Annotated in this window: 2 protein-coding genes; one reads left to right on the top strand and one right to left on the bottom strand. The window is 36.4% G+C overall.

The window, feature by feature from the left end; genetic code table 11:
- Nucleotides 1-10: 10 nt before the first annotated feature.
- The gene (locus tag EKM64_RS11815; protein WP_225420984.1) at nucleotides 11-94 is read left to right on the top strand and encodes an IS3 family transposase; all 84 of its coding nucleotides are present in this window, start codon (nucleotides 11-13) and stop codon (nucleotides 92-94) included.
- 142 nt (nucleotides 95-236) lie between these two features.
- On the opposite strand, the gene kduD is transcribed toward EKM64_RS11815, so the two are convergent.
- Entirely contained in the window at nucleotides 237-1,052 is an 816-nt protein-coding gene (gene kduD, locus EKM64_RS11320; protein WP_125678580.1) for a 2-dehydro-3-deoxy-D-gluconate 5-dehydrogenase KduD, read from the bottom strand.
- Nucleotides 1,053-1,166: the final 114 nt, after the last annotated feature.

Raw genomic sequence — 1,166 nt, 5'->3', positions numbered from 1 at the left:
AGAAGAATACATCAAATTTTGGAATGAAGAACGAATATTCGAAAAACTGGGCTATCAGTCGCCGGTAGAATACCGGAACTTAATAGCCCAATAAAAGAAGTGCTTTTATTTTAATGTCTCAAAAAATAGTTGCAGTGCCTAAGCACCACTCTTTTTTTGTATTTTTGGATGATATTTAAACTTAAACCATTAATAAAGAATCCGCATATCTTTAAACATGGTTTAAAACAATTTGATTAACGTACTAAGTAACCACCATCAACGGCTAGGATATGTCCACTTACGTAATCTGAAGCTTTACTTGCCAAGAATACTGCAACACCCATCAATTCTGATGGTTCTGCCCAGTGACCAGCAGGAATTCTGTCAAGGATTTCTTTGTTACGAGCTTTGTCAGCACGAATAGGCGCTGTATTAGCTGTCTTGATATAACCTGGTGCAATAGCGTTAACTTGGATATTGTATGCTCCTAATTCACTAGCAAATGACTTTGTTAGACCTGCAACACCGTGTTTTGAAGCTGTATATGAAGGAATAAATTTTCCACCTTGGAATGACAACATTGAACCGATATTGATAATCTTACCTGATTTTTGTTTTGCCATTTCTTTAGCAGCAGCCATTGACATATGGTAAACAGCGTTCAAGTTGATGTTAATAACTTGATCCCAATCTGAATCTTTTGATTCAAGTAATGGGTTACGACGGATCATACCAGCATTATTGATCAAGATATCAATATGACCAAATGTGTCGATAGCTTTTTGAACAACTTCTTCAGGAACACCGTCTTTTGTTAAATCAACATCAGCAAATTCAACTTTACGTCCACGTTTTTCGATCATACTACGTGTTTCGTCCCATTCTGCTTTACCAAATGTAGGAATGAAGATATCGGCTCCAGCTTCTGCCAAAGCAACAGCATATCCTTGTCCTAAACCTGTGTTACCACCTGTGATAACAGCAACCTTGCCTGTTAAATCAAAAAAGCTTGTTTTGAATTTGTCTAATGCTTCTTCATTTTTCTTAATTTCTTCTGGTGATTGTGCCATTATTATATGCTCCTCTATGAGTGATTTTTATTTTTTATTATCTTAATTCGTCCATTGCAACTGCATCCATGTCGTCATATGTTTGGTTTTCGCCACACATTGCCCAGATAAATG

It is taken from the genome of Companilactobacillus keshanensis, assembly GCF_003946205.1.
Lineage (GTDB): Bacteria > Bacillota > Bacilli > Lactobacillales > Lactobacillaceae > Companilactobacillus > Companilactobacillus keshanensis.
Note: the sequence above shows the minus strand (reverse complement) of the source record. Positions and strands in the feature narration are given on the sequence as shown.

What these genes read in the sequence shown, in the direction of transcription:
- kduD (WP_125678580.1), bottom strand. Translation starts at nt 1,052, where the DNA reads ATGGCACAATCACCAGAAGAAATTAAGAAAAATGAAGAAGCATTAGAC.